Consider the following 20,372-nt stretch of genomic DNA (forward strand, 5'->3'; position numbering starts at 1 on the left):
TTAGCTACACTCCGGCGGCGGATTCTCGACTTCCGCACAGACCGCCGCGAGGTCGCTACGGAGCCGGTCGTTCTCGCGCCGGAGCTGTTGGATCTGGTCGTTCCGCCGTTCGAGTTGGCTTTCGAGGTCGGTCACGTCGCTTTCCAACTGACTCACCTCATCGTTCAGGTCGTCGACCTCGTTCTGGAGGTCGTCCCGTTCATCCCGGAGGTTCTCGTTCGTGGTTTCGAGGTTGGAGACCCGGGATTGGAGCTGGTTGTTCCGAGATTCGAGCGTCTGGACCTCTCCTTGTAACTCCTCGGCGCGCCGCTGGGCGGCCTGGAGGTCGCTCCGCGTCGAGGCGAGTTCCTCCTCGGTCGACTGCAGTTGTCCCTCGGTCTCTTCGAGGTTCTCCGAAACCTGGTTCACGTCGCTCCGGGTGGTGCTGAGGCTCTCGTTGAGATCCTGCAGCCGCTGGCTGGTCTGCTGGAGTTCACGTTCTGTCGACTGGAGGTCCTCCTGCAGGCGCTGGTTCTCCTGACGGAGTTGGCTGTTCTCGGCGTCGAGTTCCTCGACCGACTCCTGATAGTACAGCGTCGCGCCGGCGGTGCCGGCGACGGACAGACAGATGAGGAGGGCGAGGGCAACGTTGATAGATCGGCCGATGAGGCTCATGGCAATCCACTCTCGGTTCTCGTACGACCGTTGTACACTTGAAGCCGCCGGACGACCACCTCCGTCACGAAGAGGAGGAGGGCGGCGATCAACAGCGCCCAGTCCCAGTTTCGCCGCACGTCGCGCACCCGGGTGGACTGCTCGCGGGTGAACTCGGTAATCGCCGCAGCTTGGTCGCTGGAGAACTCGCGCCCACCAGTCGCCTCCACCGCGTCCGAGAGCGCCGACGAGGTGCCAAAGCCTGCGTACTCCGCGGGGGAGTTCGCGGCGTAGGTCGCTCCCGCCGCCGTCTGGTAACCGACCTCGGTGGGGGTCACCGACGCCCGGTAGACCCCCTCGTCGACGGCGCTGAACGCGAGGTCGGTGTCGCTGGGCGGGGCATCACCGCGGTAGACCACGGTCGTCGGTTCGCCCACCCGCGTGTCGGAGACGTCGGTGACGCCCGAGGCCTTCCGCTCCGGGTCTCCGATGGCGTAGTTCACCGACTTCGTGACCAGCAGAGAGTCGGGCTGGCTGAGCAAGCCGTCGAGGCCGCCGCCCTCCGCGTAGGTGGTGATCGTGGCGACCCGGCCGAGGCCGTAGCGCCACGAGGCGACCGCCGGTGTGCCGTCCGGACTGGCGACGAGGAAGTTCGCGCCCGGCCGCATCGACACGTCGTTGACCGATCCGGGCGAGGACTCCAAGGTGACGCCGCTCGTGATGAAGTTCCCGGAGTCGACGACGGTGAGTCCCTCGCCCTGGAACTGGCGGCTCCCGCCGCCGAAGAGCAGACGCAGGCGCTCGGTTTCGCTGGCGCGGAAGTAGTTGCCACCGGACTCCTCGGCGACCCGGCGGAGGACGCCCTCGTTGACGTTGCGACCGGCGCCGACGGTGATGACCCGGATGCCCTGCCGGCCGAGTGCGTTGGCGACGACGGCCGACCGACTCTCGGTGTCGCCGCCGTCGCTGACGAGGATGACCGTCCCACGCTGACCGCCGAGCATCTCCTCGGCGCCCCGGAGGCCGTTGGCGATGTTCGTCGCACCGCCCGCCCGGAGGCGACTGATCCGATCCTGGACCACGCCGCGGTTCTCGCTCAGCGACGCGGGGTCGGAGACGCTGTAGGCCTGGTAGTTGAAGCCGACGACGCCGACGACGTTGTTATCGTCGAGTTGTGAGAGCGCGTCAAGCGCGATGGCCTTCTGGATTCGCATCCCGCTGCCCGCGCTCCCCGAGACGTCGATCAGCATGACGATCCGTGCGCTCCCCGGCGCCGACGGGCCGAAGGTGACCGGGAGCATCGACCCCACCGAGGAGTTGGCGTAGCCGCCGTTCTCGAAGCTGTTGGGGCCGCCGGTCATCAACAGGCCGCCGCCGTCGATGACGAACCGCTGGAGTTCGTCGACGTTGCCCAGGTCGCCAGCCGCGACGTTCTGGACCACGACCGCGTAGTACGGATCGAGATTCTCCGGCACCGACTCGACCCGGTCGACCTGGTACAGTTGATCGAGGTAGGTTCCCAGCGAGTAGTTCCCCCGCGAGACGTAGAGCACGCGCGGCTGATCGACGACCCGGATGGTCTTGCGGGCCACGTCATTGACGGTAAAGACGTCCTCACCGTCGATTTCGGCGGTGATCCGGTGGCTCCCGGTCGACTCGAACGTGTGCGCGACGGGGACGGCGCCGGTGCCTTCGTCGATCCGCTCGGAGGCGACCGTCTCACCGTCGACCGTGACGCTCACCGAGACGGGTGAGTCGGCCTCGACGCCGTCGACACGTACCAGAAACCGGCTCTCGACGCCGACACTCGCCTTGTTGGGACCGGTGAGGGTGACGTACCGTTCGGTCCGGGTCGGCTCGGGCGAGACGGTGCTGATCGTAGCGTTGATCGAGCGGGCGAACTCCGCCGTCTCGGTCAGGCTCTGGCCGCCGGTTACCTGCCCGTCGGAGACGACGACGACCGATCCGTTCTCACGGAGGTTGGCGGCGACACCGTCACCGATCCGGGAGTTCGTCCCTTGGCCGACCGTCGAGACGGTGACCGGGACGCCCTGATCCTCGATATCGGTGGCGAGGTCCTCGGCCACATCGGGCGAGACGGCGGTACTGTTCGAGCGGTCTACGAGCATCGACACCGAGGGGTCGCCCTGTGTCTCCGTCGTGACGACGGTGAAGGGACCGGCGGCCGCGACGATGATCAGCGTCGCGACGACGACCCGCGAGGCGAGCAGGAGCCGCCGACTCCGGGTGGCGGCCGTTCCCGAGACACGGTAGTGGATCAGGACGGCGAGGACACCGACGACGACCGGTAGGGCGACGAGGACCGCCGGGCGTTCCAGACCGACGACGGTGCCGTCCGACAGCGCCGTCCGGACGGCGAGAGCGACCCACATCAGAGATCACCCCGCCGTCGGAGGAAGGCAACCTCGCCGACGATCACGAGGAGGGCCGACAGCGCGACCAGCCAGGTCAGCGGCTGGGGCACCTGCCGCTCCTCCTCGCGGGTGACCGCCTCGCCGTCGTCCGTGCGGTCGGCGAGCGGGACGGCCTCGACGTCGGATTCGGCCTCGCTGTACAGCGAGACGCCGATGCGCCGGTCACCGACGGCGTAGAAGCCGACGGTGTCAAGCGGGACCGTCCGCGCCGAGACGCTGCCGGCGGGCGTCTCGACGTCCGTCTCGTTGCCAAACTGGAGACGGTCGCCGGTGCCGCGGTTGAGTGAGGCGAGCGACTCCCGGCCGGCGAGGTGGAAGGTCGCTCGCTTCCAGAAGACGGGATACTGGTAGTTGAACCGGAACGGGTCGTCGCCCACGTAGCCGTAGTAGAGCACCCGGCCCGCCCCGCGTCGCTGGGTCGCCACGAGCGGCGTCCCACCGGTGGTCTGGACCAGCGGCGTCCCCGCACGCAACGATCCTTGGAGGTACGTCCCCGGTGGCGGGAAGTCGATACCGCGGGTGAGTTCCGTCGTCGTCACGCGACCGACCGACGGGTTCTGTCCGGTTCCGTTCGGCGAGAGGAGGAGGAGGTCGCCGTACGTGTCCGGCGGACTCGGTTGGGCGAGGATGCCCACGCCGCCACCGGCTTCGATCACGTTCCGTCCCGCCTCGACGTTGCCACGGAGGAGGCTCTCAGGCTCCAGATCACTGTAGAGAATCACGTCGTACTCGTCCTCGACGGTGGTCGGTGGCTCGTCGACCGTCAGATCGACCTCCTCGATCACCGAGAGGGCGGTCGTCAGATACCGGTCCCGGTCGTTGGTTAGAAGCAGGACGTCGACCGTCGGATCGGCGGGGGCGGCGACATAGGCGACGTCGTCGGCAGGGAAGGCGTCGCCGGGGGTCAACTGTGCCCGTCCGCCACCGCCGGGGATGGTGAGGGTCACACGCTCGATGTCGCCGGGGCCGAGGTCGACCGACCGGCTGCGGCCACCGAGTTCGACCGACCGAGTGGCCGTCGCGTTCCCGAAGTTCTTGACCGACAGCGTGACGTTGCGCCCCGAGAAGGAGCGGTCGACGATGCCGACGTTGTTCGCGCCGCCGTCCGCGAACTGCCGGAGGTCGACCTGGAGGTCACGGGCCCGGGCAGACCGGACGGCGTTGGTCCACCCGTCGTCGGCGAAGTCGCTGAATACGACGATCCGCGCGTTCTCACCGGCGATGGAGGCGGCCTGGGAGACGGCGGCGCCGAGGTCGGCCGACACGTCGGTCACGGTGAGTTCGTCGAGGGTGGCTTGCACCTCGGTGTCGCCGCCGGAGCGGAGGGCGATACGGCTCTCGGTGCCCGCGAAGACGACGGAGTTGGTACCGGTGGTCGTCTCCCGGGCGGCGGCGCGGGCGGCGGCAAAGCGCGTCCCGTCGCCGGTGTCGACGGTCATGCTCGCGCTCCCATCGAGGACGATAACCGTCTCCTCGACGGTCTGACTCTCCGAGACGGAGACGTAGGGGCCGGCGAGCGCCACCGCGAGCGCGACGAGGACGAGAAGCTGAAGCAACAAGAGGAGATTGCGCCTGAGTCGCTCCAGTAAGGGGTTGCTCGCGTCGCGTTGCTCGTCGTCGAGCAGAAGCGCGATGGTCGGCAGTTCGACCCGGCGAGGGTCGGGCTGGACGAGATAGAGGAGGATGACGGGGACCACCGCCAACAGGGCGGCCAGCCCCAGCGGCGTGAGAAACACGTCGGAGAGGGCCATAGCTCCACTGTGTCACCGCCGCCTATCGGTCTTTCGCCACGACGGAGGATTTCCGACCATCGTTCGGGATGGATACTGACGCGTAAGCAAACCCTTTCACCGAGGGCGCCAACGGGACGGTATGGCCGATAAGTTGGAGCTACTCGATCTCCTCCTCGAGGACGCCCGCGAAAGCACGGACACCATCGCGCGGCAACTCGGTTGTGACGAGAGCGAGGTGGAGTCGATGATCGCGGAACTCGAAGGCGATGGGGCGATCCTCGGCTATCAGCCGGTCGTCGACTGGAGCCGCGTCGAGACCGACCACGTCGCCGCCGAGGTAGAACTCAACTTAGAGCTCGACCGCGAGACGAAATACGCCGACGTGGCGGGGCGGATCACGAAGTTCGACGAGGTGACGGCGCTCCGACTCGTCTCCGGCGACTACGACTTCGACGTGACCGTCGAGGGTGACTCGATGCGCGACGTGTCCATGTTCGTCTCCGAACAGATCGCGCCCATCCCGGAGGTGACCCAGACGGTGACCCACTTCGTGATGAACACGTACAAGAACCGTGGGTTGGAGTTCATCGACAGCGACGACGACGACCGCCTCTCGATCTCACCATGAAGCTCTCGGAGCGCGCCAGAAACACGCCCCCGTCGGGCATTCGACGCTTCTTCGAACTCGCCGAGGAGATGGACGACGTCATCTCTCTCGGCGTCGGCGAACCGGACTTCAGCGCGCCGTGGAAGGCGCGGGCGGCCGCTATCCACTCGCTCGAACGGGGTCGAACCTCGTACACCACCAACCGGGGGATGCTGGAACTTCGTGAGGCCATCGCCGATCACGTTCCCCGGTACGGCCTCGATTACGACCCCGAGAGCGAGATTCTCGTGACGACGGGTGCGAGCGAGGCGGTGGATCTGGCGCTTCGGGCCCTCGTCGATCCCGGCGACGCCGTCGCAGTCCAGTCACCGGCGTACATCTCCTACGGGCCGGGCGTGCGCTTCTCCGGCGGCGACCCGCTCCCGGTTTCAACGCGCGCGGAGAACGACTTCGTGATGACCGCCGACGATCTGGAGCGGGCGGGGGCCGCCGACGCCGAGGTGTTGATGATCTGTTATCCGAACAATCCCACGGGGGCGACCGCGAGCGCCGACGACCTCGCCGAGATTGCGGCCTTCGCTCGGGAACACGACCTGACGGTGTTGGCCGACGAGATATACGCCGGTCTCACCTACGAGGGCGAACACACCTCCATCGCGACCCTGCCGGGGATGCGCGAGCGGACGGTCGTCATCAACGGCTTCTCGAAGGCCTACGCGATGACGGGGCTGCGCCTCGGCTACGCGCTCGGACCGAGCGAGGCGGTCGACGCCATGAACCGCATTCACCAGTATACGATGCTCTCCGCCCCGACGACGGCCCAGTACGCTGCCCTCGAGGCCCTCGAGGCCTGCCAAGACGACGTCGAGGAGATGCGAACACAGTACGACCGCCGGCGTCGGTTCGTCATCTCGCGGTTCCAAGACATGGGCCTCGACTGCTTCAAGGCGACGGGTGCCTTCTATGCCTTCCCCGAGGCGCCCTACGACGACGAGCAGTTCGCGGAGGACCTCCTCCAGTCGGAGGGGGTCGCGGTGGTCCCCGGCCGCGTCTTCGGCGAGGAGGGGCACGGCCATCTTCGCGTCTCGTACGCCACGGGGATGTCGGACCTGAAAGCGGCGATGAACCGCATCGAGCGCTTTGTGGCGGAGTGCGAGCGAGGGCGGGCCGAGACATAAGAAGAATTATCTGTCACGCTTCCGTACCACAGTCTGATGGTCGCGGGTGGTGGGATGGGGCCCGACGACGAAGGGATTAGCTTCGCACATGCGCTGGCGACGCTGAAAGAACAGGGTAGCGCACTGCTTGTCGTTGGCTCGGTTCCCGAGGGAATGTTCGTACAGGCATCGGCCACGATGCTCGGCGCACCTGACGCCGAACCGCCGCGGCGCCGACTTGTCGTGACGCCGAAATCGACCCGCGAGACGGGGGTTCAGCGACTCCGTGAGACCGGACCGCTCTCCGCGGAGTACGCGCGCCTGATCACGTGTGGAAAGCAGGCACGCAGTGCAGCCGCGAGCCAGCCTCTGAACGAGGTGACCCCCCGGACGCACGTCGTCGACGGGTCGGTCGGCGACCTCGGGGCGATGATGACCGACGTCGTCGAGGAGTTCGAACTATTTGCCGGAAAGCTGGCGCCCGCTGAGTTTCGGATGGCCTTCGACTGCTTACCGAGCCGAGCCTGTCATAGAAGAGTTCACATGGATCGCTGAATCAGCTTAGACAAGTTCAAATCGTCGTACACTTGGTGCACGCTGTTTTCAGCTTGTGTTAGCTATGGCGAAAGAGAAGTTCGGCGTCGCTGTTGACGAGGAAATTGTGCGAGAAGTGGATGAACTGGTCGCTGAGTGTGACGATCTCGGAGTCAGCCGCTCCGAGATCGTCGAAGCCATCCTCACAGCATTCGTTCAATCTGAGACGAACCACATTGAACGGGTTCGAGAAATCATTATTCGGAAACGAAAGGGCACTCTATAACTAGTTTTAAACGCTGTGCACCTGGTGCACGCATATCTAAGCAAATAACCTGCTATAATAGTACTCAAACTGACTATAGTATGTGAAGAGTTCTATGACACGCTCTACCGAGCCTGCTGACCACGTACGGCCGCGAGACGGCGTTTCGACTCGTCCACGCGGTCGTCGCACAGTCTCGGTCGGCCGCGGGACTGACCCACGTCAGGCTCCCCCGCGACGTGAGCGCAGAGGTGGTGCGGCTGTTCCAGCCCCTGTTCGACGCCACCGTCGAACTCCGGGTCGACGGCGGCGACCTGGACCAGCGGTGGCACTTCCGTGATCGGAACCTCACGTCCGACTGGCTTCCCGTAGGCAAGCCTTCATGACGAACAACCAACAATACCCTTTTGTGCGCGACGGCCGACTCAATAGATAAGATGAGTCGAGCCGAGCGGCCGGAGGGGCCCGGCGTCGAACAAGAGGGTGACGCCCTCGAAGTGTCGTTCCGGACACTCGAGGAGCGTTCCGGACTGGTCGTCGCCGACCTCATCGAGCGCAACCAGTTTCGGCTGTTCACCGACCGCCCCGTGTCGCCGACGCCCGCCGACCCTGCCGGCCATCGGTTCCCCGTTGACGCCGCCGTCGCCGTCGAGACGGCCGAAATCGAATTACCGACGGTTGTCTCCGTCTGCGTTCGCGACGAACACGGCCAGATGCTCGCCGAGACGGAGCACTCCGCCTACGAGGAGTTTCCGGCCGGGAGCTACAGCCTCGAACTCTGTGGTCCCATCAAGATCTATCTCCGGGTCGAAGGGCGCGTGACGGTCGCCACGGACGTGACACAGACGCGCATCGGATTCGACGGCCCGAGCGAGGTTCGGATCGGCGCCCGCTCTCATCACGAGGGGCCGGCGGCGACGCTGACGACGACCGACGATCCCGCGGACGTGATGACGGCCGTTTCGACGTTCTCCTCGGCGCTCAAGACCACGTCCCCCGAGCGGTCCTATCCGACGCTCCGGGGCCACCCACCGCTGGTAGAACGCGGCGACCACGTCGAGATTCCGGATGGCGTCACGTCGCCCGAGACGGGAATTAGGCTCGAACTACCCCCCGAGTATCGTTCGATCTACGTGGCCACACCGCTTGCGTACTACCTCGCCGCCGACGTGGTGCCGAGCGACCGGCCGCGTCTCGTGACCGACCGTGGCTTCGAACACGACTTAGATACGATGCGCGGGTTCGAGACGGAGATCGAACGCGTCCTCAAGCAGACGTTCTTCCTCGACTGCGTGACACGCACCGAGGGATACTACTCGGTCGACCTCCACGAACGCGATGCCGTCGAAACGGATCTCGACCTCGACTTCGAGTGGCTGTACGACCAGTCGCTCGCGACACAGTTAGAGGAGTATCTCTCGGTCCCGTTCGGCGCCGTTGAGGACGAACTCCCCGAGTGGCGACTCACCTCCCACGTCGACCCGAGGCCCGAAAACGTCGAACTGCTCCCCTTCGTGACGAACGACCTCGCGGTGGTCCGGACGCCGCGGGACCAACCCGAACCGAGTTCGGCGGTCCAGACGGCCGCTGCCGACGAGTTCTTTCGTGACTCGGCGTTCACCCGAAGCGCGTCGTCCGACGACGCCACGCGGTCGTACGTCCAACCGGAGACGGCCGACTCGCTGGAACAGTCCTGGATTGGCGATGGCGCGCCCATCGGCGCCAGCAAGGCCACCACCGACGCCTTCTACAACCGTCTCGACCGGACCCCCGCCGACGGCGACATCGGAATCACGGTCGTCTGTAACGACCCCCGGATGGCCGACGAACGCGATGTGGTCGACGAGGTGTACGGCTCTCGCGAGCAACTCCCCTTCGACGTCCGGGTCCATCACGACCTGCGACGAGCGGAACTGCGAGAGGTGCTTTCGGCGGAGACGGACCTCCTGCATTACATCGGCCACATCGACGCCGCGGGCTTCGAGTGTGCGGATGGCAAACTCGACGCGACGACGCTCACGAGCGCCGGTCCCGACGCCTTCCTGCTGAACGCCTGTCAGTCCTACGAGCAAGGGTCGGCGCTCATCGAGGCCGGAGCCATCGCCGGCATCGTGACCCTCTCGGACGTGATCAACAGCGGCGCCGTCCGGATGGGTCGGATGCTGGCACGCCTGCTCGACCAGGGGTTCACCGTCGGGAGCGCACTCGAAGTCGCGCGCGAGGACTCGATCATCGGCGAGCAGTACACCGTCATTGGGGACAGTAGCCTCTCCCTGGCCCGGACCGACGGCGGTCCGCCGAACGTCTGTGTCGTCCGGTCCCGCACCGACGACCGGTTCGAACTGGAGTGGCAAAGTCACCCCTCGACGTCGTTCGGCATGGGAAGTCTCGTGATGCCGTGGCTCGACGAGGTCAACGAGTACTACCTCTGGTCGGGCGACTCTCGGACGTTCGAGTTGACCCGCAAGGAGTTACGACAGTTTCTCTCGCTGGAGACGGTACCGGTGAAAATCGACGGTTCGCTCGTCTGGAGTGACGAACTCGATCTTTCGAAGGTTTAGGGACCGGAGATGCCGCCGCTGTTGCCGTCGGCAGTGTAGGGCCCGGAAATGCCACCACTGTTGCCGTCTGCGGTGAAGGGGCCAGAGATACCGCCACTGTTTCCGTCAGCAGTGTAGGGACCAGAGATACCGCCACTGTTGCCGTCCGCGGTGAAGGGACCAGAGATACCGCCACTGTTCCCGTCGGCAGTGTAGGGGCCGGAAATTCCGCCGCTGTTGCCGTCTGCGGTGAAGGGACCGGAAATGCCACCACTGTTGCCATCGGCAGTGTAGGGACCGGAGATGCCGCCACTGTTTCCATCCGCAGTGTAGGGCCCAGAGATGCCACCACTGTTGCCGTCAGCGGTGAACGGACCGGAGATGCCACCGCTGTTCCCGTCCGCGGTTGAGGGTCCGGAGATTCCGCCGCTGTTACCGTCCGCGGTGAAGGGGCCAGAGATGCCGCCGCTGTTGCCGTCGGCAGTGTAGGGACCGGAGATACCGCCGCTGTTGCCGTCGGCAGTAACGTTTGACTGTCGAGTCTTGTCGGCCGCTGCCACCGTGCCGCTGTCACGTTTGGACATCGCAACTGAACAGTCACCCGGACAAGAATTATAATTTTTCGAGAATATCTGATAGTTAATATAATCAATTAACCGCGTTGACTACTGACATAAACTGGGTCGACCCGAAGACGGCTGGCGGCGGCGGGGAGCGACGGGAAAAGGCAGCACTTCGTGTCTCTTCAGTTACTATTCTTCGTCCGCGTCACGCCCGATATCCTGATAGATCCGTTTCAGATCGTCACTCTCGCCGAGTTGTGCCAGCGTGTCGTCGAGATCGCCCCGCAGTTCCTCGATATCGTCGAGAAGTTGCTGGTACTTTTCGGAGTCTTCGGGTGTCAAGTTGGGAGACTCGGATTCGAGCAGGGCCTTCTTCGAGGCGAGCGAGAAGAGTCGGCGGACACCCTCGTCGTACGCGTCGCGGGCGAGCAGGTTCGACACCGTGCCCGTGAGTTCCTCCCGCGAAACGGGTTTGACGAGGTAGTCGTCGAACCCCATGTCGATCACGTCGATGTCGGGTTCCACGGCAGTCACCATCGTTACCCGGCAATCGAGGCCACGGTCACGGATGGCATCGAGTACTTCGTCGCCCGAAAAGTCGGGCATTCGGCGGTCCAACAGAACGACACGCACCTCGTCGTCGAGTTCGTCGAGCGCCGTGTAGCCGTCGTTGACCGCACGTGTGCGGTAGGACTCGGCAAGCCACGTCGTGTAGAGTTCAGCCAAGTCGCGTTCGTCTTCGACGACCAAGACGAGGGGGGAATCGTCGGTCATATCTGCTCCTGGAGAGGAGTGCGGCCACTCACGGATGTCCATGTATCGCCGGATCATATCAAAATACTCCTTGCGGAACCGGTGATTGTAGAATATTGACGGATATCACCGGCAGGTCGGTGATTACTCTTGGGGACTGTAGTTCGGGGCCTCGTCGGTGATCATCACGTCGTGAGGGTGACCCTCCGTCTGACCGGCCGAGGAGACGCGGACAAACCGCGAACGCTGCTTGAACTCGGGGAGAGCGGCCGCGCCGACGTAGCCCATCCCGGATTTCATGCCGCCGACCAGCTGGTGGAGTTCGGAGGCGAGCGTCCCCTTGTAGGGGGTGGCCGCCTCGACGCCTTCGGGAACGAACCCCTCGTCGTCGTCCTCCTCTTTGAGGTAGCGGTCGCCGCCGCCAGAGCGCATGGCGCCGACCGATCCCATGCCGCGGTACTGCTTGTACTTCTTCCCGTTCATGGTGATGATCCGGCCGGGCGCCTCTTTCGTGCCGGCGAAGAAGGACCCGAGCATGACGGCGTCGGCACCGGCGGCGACAGCCTTGATGGCGTCGCCGGAGTAGCGAATGCCTCCGTCGGCGATGACCGGCACGTCGTGCCGGCTGGCGACGTCGGCAACTTCCGCGACGGCGGTGATCTGTGGCATCCCTGCACCGGTGACGACCCGGGTCGTACAGATGGAGCCGGGACCGATGCCGACCTTCACGCCATCCGCGAAGTCGACGACGGCCTCGGCCGCCTCACGGGTGCCGATGTTGCCGACGACCACGTCGGCGTCGACCGTCTCGCTGATCTCGCGGGCGCTCTCGATGACGTTCCGATTGTGGGCGTGGGCACAGTCGATGAAGAGCACGTCCGCGCCGGCGTCGTCGGCTACGGTCGCCCGGTCGTCCTCGAAGGGGCCGACGGCGACGCCGATTCGGAGGGCGCCGTCGTTGTCGCGGGCCGCGTTCTCGTGTTCGCGTCGCTGGAGGATGCCCTGCATCGTCACGAGGCCGGCGAGGCGGTCGTCGTCGTCGACGATGGGAACCCGTTCGATCTTGTGGTCGTACATGAGTTCGAGCGCCTCACGGGCGGTCACGCCCTCGCCGGCGGTGATGACCTCGTCGGTCATGGCCTTGCGCACCTCGTCAGACTCGCCGACCTCCAGGTAGGGCCGGATGTCCGTCCCGGAGATGATGCCGAGAACCACGTCGTCCTCGTCGACGACGGGCGCACCGCTGACACCCTCGTGTTCCATCATTTCGTCGACCTCGCGAACGGTCTGTTCCGGGCGGGCCGTCACCACGTTGTCCCGGCGGATGACCAGTTCGTCGGCGCGTTTGACCCGCTCAATTTCGACGGCCATCTCCTCCGTTGTCATGTTGCGGTGGAGGACGCCCAACCCGCCGTTGCGGGCCATCGCGATGGCGAGGTCGCTCTCGGTGACCGTGTCCATCGCCGCCGAGAGGACCGGGATGTTGAGCGAGACGTTCGTCGACACACGCGTCGACACGTCGGCCTCGTCGGGTTCGACGTGGCTCTCCATCGGGCGAAGGAGAACGTCGTCGAACGTCAGCGCCTCCGGTACCTGCAGCTTCGTCGAGAAGGGATCCGAATCGGGAACGTCGTTCGCCATGTAATCCGTCGTCTCGCCGCCGGGAAAAACGTTGCGAGACGGCGCATGCGCCTGTGTAACGGTCGCACGCTCACTCGTACCGGAGGGCATCGATGGGGTCGACACGCGCCGCCCGCCAGGCGGGGTACAGCCCCGCAAGGACGCCGACGGCGACGCCGACACCCACCGCGGTCGCCATCCACCCCGGCGCGAGCGTGAAGCCAACCTCGGCGTACCGGGTCGCGGCGTATCCGACCCCGATACCGACGGGGAGCGCGAGCACCGCGCCGACGGCCCCGAGCAGCCCCGATTCGACGAGAAAGAGGACCAACACGTCCCGGTTGCGCGCGCCCACCGCCTTCATTACGCCAATCTCTCGCGTTCGCTCCGTGACACTCACGAGCATGATGTTGGCGATGCCGATGGCGCCGACGACCAGTCCGATCACCGCGACGCCCGTCACGAACCGCGTGACCCGGTCGATGACCGACGAGATGCGGGCCGCGAAGTCACCGCTCGTCCGTGCCGTCGGTTCCGTCCCCGCCGGCACCAACAGCCGTGCGTCCGACTCCTCGTCGAGGTAGGTCGCCACCGCCGTCCGCGTCGCCTCGATGCCCGTCGGATCGGTCACGACCGTCACCTGCGGATAGGCCCGCTGGCGGACGCCGACGCTCGGACTCTCGACGACCGTCCGGTAGAACGGGTCGACGGGGACGTACACCCGCGAGCCCTCGGCGAAGTCGCTCACCGGCAATCCGCCCGCGGTGCCGTTGACGATTCCCACGACCCGGAGATCGCGGGTCTGATTCCCCGAAAGTGAGAGCGTGAGGCGGTCGCCGACGGTGACGTTCTCCGCGAAGGTCCGTGCCGCCCGCTCGTTCAGGACGACCTCCGCGCTCCCCGACCGGAACCCGCGGCCGGCGACGATCCGGTCCTCGTCGAAGGTCGCTGGCGTCGTCGCCGTCACCCGCTGCCGGGCCACGGTGTCCTCGCCGTGGGTGAGCGAGTTGGCGTCGACGGTCCCCCGTGGGATGGCGGCGGTCACCCCCGGGAGGGACGCCAGCGCCTCCACGTCGCGCTCGGTAAAGGCCGGCTGAACCACCTGGTCGAAGCCGCCGTCCTCGTCGTCGGCCGGCGTCGCGAACACATAGACGTTGCTCGCGCTTGATCCCTCGATGTCGCCGACGATCTCCGCCTCGATGCTCGCGCCGAACGTGGCGAAGACGACGACCGACGCGATACCGATGACGAGACCGAGGACCGTCAACGCCGACCGGAGGCGGTGGCTCCGGATCGACCGCCAAGCGATCCTGACCGACTCGATCAGTCGCATCGCTCGCCCCCGTCGAGCGTCTCGATCCGTTCGAGTTCGCCATCCCTGACGTGGACGATCCGGTCGGCTCGCTCCGCGACGTGTCGCTCGTGGGTCACCAGAAGGATGGTGTTGCCGGCCGCGTGGAGGCGGTCGAAGACGTCGAGGACGCGACTCCCAGTTTCGGTGTCGACGTTCCCGGTCGGCTCGTCGGCCAAGACGAGCGCCGGGTCGGCGACGAGTGCGCGGGCGATGGCGACGCGCTGGCGCTGCCCCCCCGACAACTCGGTCGGGTGGTGGTCCGTCCGGTCACCCAGGCCGACCTCGGCGAGCAGTTCGCGCGCCCGGTCGCGTCGCTCCGCTCGTGGGACGCCCGCGAAGACCAGCGGCAGGCCGACGTTCTCGACGGCCGTCAACCGGGCGAGGAGGTTGAACGTCTGGAAGACGAACCCGATTTCCGTCCCGCGGAGCGCGGCCCGCGCGCGCTCGCTCACCGCCGATACTTCCTCGCCGGCGACGGCGACGCGTCCTGCGGTCGGAGTATCGAGCGCCCCAATCAGATTCAACAGCGTCGACTTTCCGGAGCCACTCGGCCCCATCACGGCCGTGTACGACCCCGTTGGAAGCGACAGCGAGACGCCGGCCAGCGCCTCGACGGTCCCGCCTACGTCGTAGGTCTTGCGGACGTCGGCGAGGGTCACCACGTCGTCGTGATCGGCGGTCGCCCCGGCGTCGGAGGAGGCGGTCATCGCCACCGCTTCGGACGGGACGCTAATGAGTCGTGTGCCCGCCCGATCTGCCCGGACTCTCTTTGCCCCCGGGGTCGTAGCGACGACGTATGACGTTCGTTGTGCCGTTCGACGGCTCGGAGCTCGCAGCAGCGGCACTGGTACGGGCCGTTGAGTTCGGGAGCGTCTTGGACGAGCGGGTGGTGGCGGCGAGTGTAATCCCCGAGAAAAACGCCGCCTACGCGCGTGAGCGGGGCTGGCTCGAGTCGGACGAGCCGTTCGACCGCGAGGCTGTGGTCTCGGCGCTCCACGAGGACGTGGCGTCGCTGACCCCGAACGCGGAGTTCCGATACGAGACGGTCGGGCGACACGCGGCCACAGGGACCATCGCCAAACGGATCCGCAAGCTCGCCCGGGAGGTGGACGCCTCGATGGTGTTCGTCGGCAGCGAAAACGCCGGTCGGCTCGTGTCGTCGCTGAGCAGCGTCGGCGGGACCGTCGCGGCCGACGACGCCTACGACGTGGTCATCGTCCGCCACCGGAACCCCTCGAAGGTCAGTCGGGTCGCCGACGCCTCGCCACACCGCGTGGGGAAATCCGACTTCTACCGGTGAAATCCGTCGCCCGCGCGGAGTCACACGCGCGCCGGACGGCCGTCTGACGGAGCTATTTGTAGCCCTCCCCCGTGGCGACTAACGCATGAACGAGGGAGACGGACTCGCGGAGATGGAGACGGTCACCGTCGAACTGGACGAGGAGACGGTCGACGTCGTCGACGACATCGCCTTCGAGGACCACCGCGACAACCGGGCGGCGGCGATTCGGACCCTTCTCGACGAGTGGCTGAAAGAACGCGACGGGGACGCGCAGCGTGAGTGAGAACGGGGCCAACCCCGGACGGTGGCCGACCGCGGCGCGATCACTCCGCCTCGGGGTCGGTTTCGGCGACTTCGATCACCGACAGTGGCACGTCACGGAGTGCACCCCCAACCTCGCTTTTCGCGATGCGGGTGGCGTGGTTCTCGCCGTCGGCGTTGAACACCTCGATTTCGAGGAGGAGACCAACCAGCGCGGTGTCGGCGGCGATGAACGCGGAGTCGAACGGCTCACCACACGCCGGACAGGGGGTGACACCCACCTCGACCTCGACGTACTCCTTGTCCTGTTCGTTCAGGCGCTTGCCCGCCTCGCTGACAGCGACGCCGATGGCGTCGTCGACGTTGTCGACGTCCCGAACCAGCCACGCCGCTTCCATGGCGACGAGATAGTTGCTCATACGTCCGACACGCCGCGGAGTACCTCGTGTCTTGTGGTTCGCGACCGGCGCGTTGCGGCCCCGCACACCGCGCCGCCGTCCCCGAAGGCCGGAACGAAGCGCGGAGTACGAAGTTTAATAGCCCGGTAGCCATCATCTTCGTATCGGACAATCGATGAGTGAATCGAGGGGGACGGCGCCGCCGGAGCGAGACGGCGAGGACGGTGACGGCGCGTCCGAGCCGACCGAACAGGAGGTATTCGACATCCTGTCCAACCGGCGGCGGCGGTACGCGCTGTACGTGCTCCTCCGAGACGGGACGACGACTATCGGCGTCTTGGCCGACCAGATTGCCGCCTGGGAGAACGACTGTGCCATCCCCGACGTGACCGCCGCGGAGCGAAAGCGTGTCTACACCGCCCTACAGCAGTCTCACCTCCCGAAACTGGAGCGGACGGGCCTGATCGGATTCGACCCCGACAGCGGCCGCGTCCACCCCACCGACACCGTCGAAAAGCTGGACTTTTACCTCGAACTCGTCGGCGGGGAGCAACCGTCTTGGGAGCGGTACTACCTCACGCTCGCCGCCGTTTCGACGGCTGTCGTCGCCGCCGTCTGGCTCAACGTGCCGCCGTTCGGCGCCGTCTCGCCGTTGGTCTGGCTGACGGGCGTCGTCGCGCTGTTCGGCGTCACCGCGGCCGTTCACGGCTACCGCGCGACCGGCCCGAGCGACGCCGCCGAACCCCCCGAGATACGGCGTCAGTGACCCTCGCGGCCGGCGACGAAGACGAGACTCGCGACGAGCAAGGCTCCCGCGAGCGGCGTCGCATACCACAGGACGGCGGTCAGCGACCCCGCCGCCCCGGCCCCAAGCGCGACGAGGACGGCGGGACCACAGCAGGTCGCGCCGGTCAACAGGGCGGGCAAGCCGGCCAGCGATCCCACCGATCCCTCGACCCCGCACGTCGCCGGGGAGCGCCAGGCGGCGACGGCGAGGGCGAGGTTACACCCGACGAGGGCCGCAAGCGTGAGGGCGACGCCGATGTCCAGCGGTGAGATCAGAACTGCCACGGGGTCGACGGCGACCCGGGCGACCGGTTCGAACGAGAAGGGTCGCGTCGACCGCATGGCGCGGGTGACCGGGTCGGCGACGACGCGGATCGAATATCCGCGTGCCCCCACGGCGAGGTGGCCGACAGAGGCGAGATACAGCGGCGGATAGCCGACGAGGGCGAGCAGAAACGCCGCCCGGCCGCCGGGCTGGCGAAGGGCAGTGGTCACCCCGGCGACCGTCCGGCGGGTGCGGTCAGGCATGGAGGTCGGTATCGGGGTAGAACCCCGCCCACGCGAACCACATCGCTTCGATAGCCGGTACTCGGTCGAACGGGAGCGCGGCGGGCGGCCGGCGGACGCCGTCGACGACAACGCCCGTCGACGCGGCGGTCACCGTCGTGGTCGCGGGAAGCGCGTAGCCGTACGCCGCGTCGAGGCCCGGGTCGTGGACGATGGCGATCCGGCGGCCCCCGATAGAGAGGTCGGCAAGCCCCCGACGCCGGAGCCGCGAGTGCTCGACCGCCGCGGCGCCGCGGGTGGTTCGGACCCCGACCACGATGTCCTTGGCCCCGAGACGGTCGTCGTCCGCGAGCGACGAGAATATCGTATACTCTTGGGCGTAGTAGCCTCGTTTCGGGGTGTACGAGCCGTACGGGTCGACGCCGTAGTTCCGGAGGTAGCCGGTGTCCGTCGACAGCACGCGTGTCTCCGGATGGCGGCGTCGCCACCGACCCCAGGTGGTCCACACGAGGTCGAACTCCCGAAGCGTACGGCCCACGAGTGGCCCCGAGATGGCGGTGGCAAGCATCTGTGGCCACCGACTGTCGGTCGCACGGTCGTACATCACGAGGTTGTTGTTGACCAGATTGCCCGAGACGCCGAAGGTGGTGTCGCGGCGTTCGAACCCCATGACCGTCCCGGTGAGTGGACAGTACGTGACGCTCACAGGGACACCGTCGAGGCGGTCGTTGACGATTTCGTGGTGGACGAGGATCGACCGGGGGTAGGCCGTCGCCGTCCCGCCGCGGACGACGCCGACCACCACGTCGTCGTCGCCGGGAACGGACGCCGCCGACGCGTCGACGAACGACGGATCGTCGACCGCGGGGATACCGTCCTTGTCGGGGCCGCCGGAGACGACCTCTCCGTGGAGGTGGTCGGGATCATAGGCCACGTGTCGCGGCCGGTCTGCCGCCGGCGGCCCACGGTCGGGTCCGCCGTCGCTCGCCCCCCCAGCGGTGTTCGCAACGCCGTCGAGGCAGCCGGCGAGCGCACCCGTTGTGCCGACAGCCAGTGCCATCGCCCGGCGTCGTGTGGTTCGGTATTCCATACCACGAAAGGGGATTCGACGCCGAAAAGCCTACTACGGCCGTGTGCGGGACACGCACGGCGGCTACGAGCGAAGCGCGTCCCGAAGGTCGTCGGCGGCGAGGCGAACGGTGTAGCCCGCCACCGCCAGGGCCTCGTCCCAGTCGTCGCCGGTCGCCCGCGCGTCGAGGGCGGTGAGACCGTCGTCGAGGCAGTCGGCCGTCTCGGCGCGCAACGCCCGGAACAACTGTTCGGCGTCGGGGTCGCGTCCCTCGAAGAAGTCGATCAGGCGACCGTGGGTCCGGAGGCTCACGAGCGTCCGGCCGACCATCCCGCCGGCGACGCGGTGGATCGGTCCCTCCCGGCCACGGAGGTAGGCGTGCATGGGACCCGTCCCGTCGGGCCGGTACTCGTCGATGCCCGCGACGGCACGGACCCGGCGCAGGTGGTCGTCCTCCTGGGCGGCGACGGCGGCGTAAGTGTCGCGGACCGCGTCGTCGGCGGCCGTCTCGACGAACTCTCGAAACGTCTCCCTGGCGGCGTGTTCGCTGTCGGCGGCGGCACACAACAGCGCTGCGGGGTCCGGGTCGCCGTCCGAGAGCGCCACGAGCAGGTCGGGTGAGCCGAGTCGAGCGAGCGCGTCGGCGTACTCGGCCTCGACGTCGGCCCGGAGGTCGGCGGCGTCCATGGGGTGGGTCAGTCGTCGGCGGCCGCGTCCGTCGCGTCGGTGGCGGCATCCTCGATGCTCGGGGGGTACTTCCCGCGGTCGAGTACCAGATCGCTCTGCGGACGAGCCATGCAGGTCAGCGCGTACGACTCGGCTTCCTCCTCGGTCAGCGCCCGGGCGGCCGGCTGAGTCACCTCGCCCTCGATAATCTCCGCCGAGCAGGCCAGACACATCCCGACGCGACAGGAGAACTCCTGGGCAATCCCGGCGTCGATGCACCCCTGCAGGATCGTCCGCTTATCCGACACCTGGATCGTCTCTCCGGTGCCGACGAACTCGACGGTGTGTTCGGTCATGGCTCGGTCTACACCGGAGCCCGGCAAAACTCTTTATCCAGTCGGACGGCGGACCCTCAGTGTCTCCGACCGTTCTGTTCCGGCGCGCGGTTCGTCCGTGTGGAACCCTCACACAGCCAGCAACCGGCGTGTCCGACTCACGTCTGACACAAGATATATATCGGTTCGGATCCCGCTTCGTAACGAGACGCAGGGGTTCGGGGGCAGTTGGTAGGGGTACTTTCGGTCCCTGGATGCCTGCGGGTGATCTTTTATCGGACTCACCGAGGAGTTATCCGACCGTCGATCCGGACGGGTGCCCGGATCAGTTCTCGAATGGAGCCGAAAGAAGAGGTGTAGTCGGTCCGTTACTCGCCCCAGTCCTCTTCGAGTTCCGGGGCGGCGTCCAGTTCGACGGGGTCGAGGCCGACGACTTCGAGTTCGGCACCACAGGTCCCACAGTCGACGATCTCTCCCACTTCCAGATCCTCGTGCAGGGTCACGTCGGCCCCGCATTCGACGCACTCGGGCATAGTTCGCCCGTGGGTTGGTCGTGGGGGGACTTGAAGGATGCCTTTCGCGGCCGCTACTCCTCGCCAGCGAGGGGTTCGCCCTGTCGGTCGATCCGGGTCGCCGGCAGGCCCGCCCGGTCGGCGTGTTCCCGAACCGCGTCCTCGCTTTCGGCCTGGTAGTGACAGAAGGTCCCCGTCACCTCGCCGTCGTCGTTCGTGAGCACCTCGGAGTCGACCCACTTGATGTCGACACCTTCCGAGCGGAGAGCTTCTAGCGCCTCGCCGGAGTTCTCGGCGGCACCGTGGAGGTCGTCGCGGCTGATCGGTTCGTCCAGTTCGCGGAGGATCAGATAGTCGTTCAC

The 20,372-nt window shown here is 66.8% G+C and carries 24 protein-coding genes; 9 read left to right on the forward strand and 15 right to left on the reverse strand.

Annotation, left to right across the window (positions count from 1 at the left end):
* The 3 genes from NO878_RS00880 to NO878_RS00890 are packed head-to-tail and all read right to left on the reverse strand — an operon-like array spanning position 1 to position 4,819.
* Positions 1 to 654, reverse strand: coding sequence for a chromosome partitioning protein (locus NO878_RS00880; protein ID WP_256404077.1), 654 nt, complete (start codon positions 652 to 654; stop codon positions 1 to 3).
* A complete protein-coding gene (locus tag NO878_RS00885) occupies positions 651 to 3,026 on the reverse strand; it encodes a vWA domain-containing protein (protein WP_256404078.1) in 2,376 nt (791 codons plus the stop codon). The genes NO878_RS00880 and NO878_RS00885 overlap by 4 nt, the downstream gene beginning before the upstream one ends.
* Entirely contained in the window at positions 3,026 to 4,819 is a 1,794-nt protein-coding gene (locus tag NO878_RS00890) for a BatA domain-containing protein (RefSeq protein ID WP_256404079.1), read from the reverse strand. Before NO878_RS00890 ends, NO878_RS00885 begins: the two co-directional genes overlap by 1 nt.
* A 121-nt stretch (positions 4,820 to 4,940) precedes the next feature.
* Between NO878_RS00890 and NO878_RS00895 the strand changes: the two genes are divergently transcribed.
* The 6 genes from NO878_RS00895 to NO878_RS00920 all read left to right on the forward strand — a co-directional run bounded on the left by NO878_RS00895 (position 4,941) and on the right by NO878_RS00920 (position 9,925).
* A complete protein-coding gene (locus tag NO878_RS00895) occupies positions 4,941 to 5,429 on the forward strand; it encodes an Lrp/AsnC family transcriptional regulator (protein WP_256404080.1) in 489 nt (162 codons plus the stop codon).
* Positions 5,426 to 6,586, forward strand: a complete 1,161-nt coding sequence (locus tag NO878_RS00900; RefSeq protein WP_256404081.1) for a pyridoxal phosphate-dependent aminotransferase — start codon at positions 5,426 to 5,428, stop codon at positions 6,584 to 6,586. The genes NO878_RS00895 and NO878_RS00900 overlap by 4 nt, the downstream gene beginning before the upstream one ends.
* Before the next feature lie 36 nt (positions 6,587 to 6,622).
* Entirely contained in the window at positions 6,623 to 7,120 is a 498-nt protein-coding gene (locus NO878_RS00905; RefSeq protein ID WP_256404082.1) for a DUF7504 family protein, read from the forward strand.
* A gap of 64 nt (positions 7,121 to 7,184) precedes the next feature.
* On the forward strand, positions 7,185 to 7,385 hold the full coding sequence (locus NO878_RS00910) for a ribbon-helix-helix domain-containing protein (RefSeq protein ID WP_256404083.1): 201 nt from the start codon (positions 7,185 to 7,187) through the stop codon (positions 7,383 to 7,385).
* Between the two features lie 113 nt (positions 7,386 to 7,498).
* Positions 7,499 to 7,750: a DUF7504 family protein gene (locus NO878_RS17220; protein WP_424020091.1), complete on the forward strand. Its 252-nt coding sequence runs from the start codon at positions 7,499 to 7,501 to the stop codon at positions 7,748 to 7,750.
* A gap of 51 nt (positions 7,751 to 7,801) precedes the next feature.
* Positions 7,802 to 9,925: a hypothetical protein gene (locus NO878_RS00920; RefSeq protein WP_256404085.1), complete on the forward strand. Its 2,124-nt coding sequence runs from the start codon at positions 7,802 to 7,804 to the stop codon at positions 9,923 to 9,925.
* Here NO878_RS00920 and NO878_RS00925 read toward each other — a convergent pair.
* The 5 genes from NO878_RS00925 to NO878_RS00945 all read right to left on the reverse strand — a co-directional run bounded on the left by NO878_RS00925 (position 9,922) and on the right by NO878_RS00945 (position 14,901).
* A complete protein-coding gene (locus NO878_RS00925; protein WP_256404086.1) occupies positions 9,922 to 10,488 on the reverse strand; it encodes a hypothetical protein in 567 nt (188 codons plus the stop codon). The two genes, NO878_RS00920 and NO878_RS00925, sit on opposite strands and share 4 nt — an antisense overlap.
* Positions 10,489 to 10,656: 168 nt before the next feature.
* On the reverse strand, positions 10,657 to 11,241 hold the full coding sequence (locus NO878_RS00930) for a HalX domain-containing protein (RefSeq protein ID WP_256404087.1): 585 nt from the start codon (positions 11,239 to 11,241) through the stop codon (positions 10,657 to 10,659).
* Positions 11,242 to 11,364: 123 nt separating this feature from the next.
* Positions 11,365 to 12,861 (reverse strand): IMP dehydrogenase, encoded by a 1,497-nt coding sequence (guaB, locus tag NO878_RS00935; RefSeq protein ID WP_256404088.1) that lies wholly within the window; start codon positions 12,859 to 12,861, stop codon positions 11,365 to 11,367.
* A 70-nt stretch (positions 12,862 to 12,931) separates the two neighbouring features.
* Positions 12,932 to 14,173: an ABC transporter permease gene (locus NO878_RS00940; protein WP_256404089.1), complete on the reverse strand. Its 1,242-nt coding sequence runs from the start codon at positions 14,171 to 14,173 to the stop codon at positions 12,932 to 12,934.
* Positions 14,164 to 14,901, reverse strand: a complete 738-nt coding sequence (locus tag NO878_RS00945) for an ABC transporter ATP-binding protein (RefSeq protein WP_256404090.1) — start codon at positions 14,899 to 14,901, stop codon at positions 14,164 to 14,166. Before NO878_RS00945 ends, NO878_RS00940 begins: the two co-directional genes overlap by 10 nt.
* Before the next feature lie 89 nt (positions 14,902 to 14,990).
* On the opposite strand from NO878_RS00945, the gene NO878_RS00950 reads away from it, so the two are divergent.
* The gene (locus tag NO878_RS00950; RefSeq protein ID WP_256404091.1) at positions 14,991 to 15,494 is read left to right on the forward strand and encodes a universal stress protein; all 504 of its coding nucleotides are present in this window, start codon (positions 14,991 to 14,993) and stop codon (positions 15,492 to 15,494) included.
* An 85-nt stretch (positions 15,495 to 15,579) separates the two neighbouring features.
* Complete coding sequence (locus NO878_RS00955; protein WP_256404092.1) at positions 15,580 to 15,759, forward strand: ribbon-helix-helix domain-containing protein; 180 nt, start codon at positions 15,580 to 15,582, stop codon at positions 15,757 to 15,759.
* A 40-nt stretch (positions 15,760 to 15,799) separates the two neighbouring features.
* Here the strand turns inward: NO878_RS00955 and NO878_RS00960 are convergent, their stop codons facing one another.
* On the reverse strand, positions 15,800 to 16,156 hold the full coding sequence (locus NO878_RS00960) for a DUF555 domain-containing protein (protein WP_256404093.1): 357 nt from the start codon (positions 16,154 to 16,156) through the stop codon (positions 15,800 to 15,802).
* A gap of 154 nt (positions 16,157 to 16,310) precedes the next feature.
* Between NO878_RS00960 and NO878_RS00965 the strand changes: the two genes are divergently transcribed.
* Positions 16,311 to 16,901 carry a DUF7344 domain-containing protein gene (locus NO878_RS00965; protein ID WP_256404094.1) on the forward strand — a complete coding sequence of 197 codons (591 nt, stop codon included), beginning with the start codon at positions 16,311 to 16,313 and terminating at the stop codon, positions 16,899 to 16,901.
* On the opposite strand, the gene NO878_RS00970 is transcribed toward NO878_RS00965, so the two are convergent.
* The 6 genes from NO878_RS00970 to NO878_RS00995 all read right to left on the reverse strand — a co-directional run bounded on the left by NO878_RS00970 (position 16,895) and on the right by NO878_RS00995 (position 20,372).
* Entirely contained in the window at positions 16,895 to 17,449 is a 555-nt protein-coding gene (locus NO878_RS00970; RefSeq protein ID WP_256404095.1) for a hypothetical protein, read from the reverse strand. The genes NO878_RS00965 and NO878_RS00970 overlap by 7 nt on opposite strands.
* Positions 17,442 to 18,518 carry a DUF3179 domain-containing protein gene (locus NO878_RS00975; protein ID WP_256404096.1) on the reverse strand — a complete coding sequence of 359 codons (1,077 nt, stop codon included), beginning with the start codon at positions 18,516 to 18,518 and terminating at the stop codon, positions 17,442 to 17,444. Before NO878_RS00975 ends, NO878_RS00970 begins: the two co-directional genes overlap by 8 nt.
* Before the next feature lie 63 nt (positions 18,519 to 18,581).
* The gene (locus NO878_RS00980) at positions 18,582 to 19,184 is read right to left on the reverse strand and encodes a rubrerythrin family protein (RefSeq protein WP_256404097.1); all 603 of its coding nucleotides are present in this window, start codon (positions 19,182 to 19,184) and stop codon (positions 18,582 to 18,584) included.
* Between the two features lie 8 nt (positions 19,185 to 19,192).
* Positions 19,193 to 19,519: a 2Fe-2S iron-sulfur cluster-binding protein gene (locus NO878_RS00985; RefSeq protein WP_256404098.1), complete on the reverse strand. Its 327-nt coding sequence runs from the start codon at positions 19,517 to 19,519 to the stop codon at positions 19,193 to 19,195.
* 347 nt (positions 19,520 to 19,866) lie between these two features.
* On the reverse strand, positions 19,867 to 20,031 hold the full coding sequence (gene lysW, locus NO878_RS00990) for a lysine biosynthesis protein LysW (protein ID WP_157690977.1): 165 nt from the start codon (positions 20,029 to 20,031) through the stop codon (positions 19,867 to 19,869).
* A gap of 53 nt (positions 20,032 to 20,084) precedes the next feature.
* A complete protein-coding gene (locus NO878_RS00995) occupies positions 20,085 to 20,372 on the reverse strand; it encodes a DUF4242 domain-containing protein (protein ID WP_256404099.1) in 288 nt (95 codons plus the stop codon).

The organism is Haloplanus ruber (assembly GCF_024494725.1).
In the GTDB taxonomy this organism is placed as follows: Archaea; Halobacteriota; Halobacteria; order Halobacteriales; family Haloferacaceae; genus Haloplanus; species Haloplanus ruber.

Bases quoted from the DNA above. Each gene is read 5' to 3' on its own strand.
- NO878_RS00885 (WP_256404078.1), bottom strand. From the start codon at position 3,026: ATGTGGGTCGCTCTCGCCGTCCGGACGGCGCTGTCGGACGGCACCGTC.
- NO878_RS00960 (WP_256404093.1), bottom strand. From the start codon at position 16,156: ATGAGCAACTATCTCGTCGCCATGGAAGCGGCGTGGCTGGTTCGGGAC.
- NO878_RS00985 (WP_256404098.1), bottom strand. From the start codon at position 19,519: ATGACCGAACACACCGTCGAGTTCGTCGGCACCGGAGAGACGATCCAG.
- lysW (WP_157690977.1), bottom strand. From the start codon at position 20,031: ATGCCCGAGTGCGTCGAATGCGGGGCCGACGTGACCCTGCACGAGGAT.
- NO878_RS00980 (WP_256404097.1), bottom strand. From the start codon at position 19,184: ATGGACGCCGCCGACCTCCGGGCCGACGTCGAGGCCGAGTACGCCGAC.
- guaB (WP_256404088.1), bottom strand. From the start codon at position 12,861: ATGGCGAACGACGTTCCCGATTCGGATCCCTTCTCGACGAAGCTGCAG.
- NO878_RS00905 (WP_256404082.1), top strand. From the start codon at position 6,623: ATGGTCGCGGGTGGTGGGATGGGGCCCGACGACGAAGGGATTAGCTTC.
- NO878_RS00975 (WP_256404096.1), bottom strand. From the start codon at position 18,518: ATGGAATACCGAACCACACGACGCCGGGCGATGGCACTGGCTGTCGGC.
- NO878_RS00920 (WP_256404085.1), top strand. From the start codon at position 7,802: ATGAGTCGAGCCGAGCGGCCGGAGGGGCCCGGCGTCGAACAAGAGGGT.
- NO878_RS00930 (WP_256404087.1), bottom strand. From the start codon at position 11,241: ATGACCGACGATTCCCCCCTCGTCTTGGTCGTCGAAGACGAACGCGAC.
- NO878_RS00940 (WP_256404089.1), bottom strand. From the start codon at position 14,173: ATGCGACTGATCGAGTCGGTCAGGATCGCTTGGCGGTCGATCCGGAGC.
- NO878_RS00890 (WP_256404079.1), bottom strand. From the start codon at position 4,819: ATGGCCCTCTCCGACGTGTTTCTCACGCCGCTGGGGCTGGCCGCCCTG.
- NO878_RS00900 (WP_256404081.1), top strand. From the start codon at position 5,426: ATGAAGCTCTCGGAGCGCGCCAGAAACACGCCCCCGTCGGGCATTCGA.
- NO878_RS00895 (WP_256404080.1), top strand. From the start codon at position 4,941: ATGGCCGATAAGTTGGAGCTACTCGATCTCCTCCTCGAGGACGCCCGC.
- NO878_RS00965 (WP_256404094.1), top strand. From the start codon at position 16,311: ATGAGTGAATCGAGGGGGACGGCGCCGCCGGAGCGAGACGGCGAGGAC.
- NO878_RS00910 (WP_256404083.1), top strand. From the start codon at position 7,185: ATGGCGAAAGAGAAGTTCGGCGTCGCTGTTGACGAGGAAATTGTGCGA.
- NO878_RS00880 (WP_256404077.1), bottom strand. From the start codon at position 654: ATGAGCCTCATCGGCCGATCTATCAACGTTGCCCTCGCCCTCCTCATC.
- NO878_RS00925 (WP_256404086.1), bottom strand. From the start codon at position 10,488: ATGTCCAAACGTGACAGCGGCACGGTGGCAGCGGCCGACAAGACTCGA.
- NO878_RS00950 (WP_256404091.1), top strand. From the start codon at position 14,991: ATGACGTTCGTTGTGCCGTTCGACGGCTCGGAGCTCGCAGCAGCGGCA.
- NO878_RS00955 (WP_256404092.1), top strand. From the start codon at position 15,580: ATGAACGAGGGAGACGGACTCGCGGAGATGGAGACGGTCACCGTCGAA.
- NO878_RS00970 (WP_256404095.1), bottom strand. From the start codon at position 17,449: ATGCCTGACCGCACCCGCCGGACGGTCGCCGGGGTGACCACTGCCCTT.
- NO878_RS00945 (WP_256404090.1), bottom strand. From the start codon at position 14,901: ATGACCGCCTCCTCCGACGCCGGGGCGACCGCCGATCACGACGACGTG.